Source organism: Chloroflexota bacterium, assembly GCA_014360825.1.
In the GTDB taxonomy this organism is placed as follows: domain Bacteria; phylum Chloroflexota; class Anaerolineae; order UBA2200; family JACIWT01; genus JACIWT01.
Genome location: JACIWT010000024.1, coordinates 1 through 357, shown reverse-complemented (window position 1 = coordinate 357; position 357 = coordinate 1). Strand labels below are relative to the sequence as shown.

Genomic DNA, 357 nt, shown 5'->3' with positions numbered 1-357 from the left:
GCTGGGACTGGGCCGCGATGGGCCGCCGTACCCATTCGCAAGCCCTCCCGCCCACCCAGATTGCCCCGACCGGATACATCTCCTACACCATCCGCCCCCAGGACATCGTCTCCCAAAGCGAGATCCTCGCCAACCCGTACTACGCCGAGAAAATCAACTCCGTCTATTGGACCCGGCCCTTCTATCAGACGGAGCAGCAAAGGCAAATGGTAACCGATGAGTGCGTTTTCCAGGAAACCGTCTGGCGAATCCTGGTGCGGAATGATCCGACTTTGGCTTCCATCACCGACCCTGACCAGCGACGGCTGGAGGTGCTCAGAGTGGCGGCGATGAACCCCGCCCTGGCGGAGAGGATGC

The 357-nt window shown here is 61.6% G+C and carries 1 protein-coding gene; it reads left to right on the top strand.

The features are described from left to right. Positions 1-17 precede the first annotated feature (17 nt). Positions 18-357, top strand: a 340-nt coding sequence (locus H5T64_11720; GenBank protein MBC7265006.1) for a hypothetical protein, incomplete at its 3' end; no start/stop codon positions are given.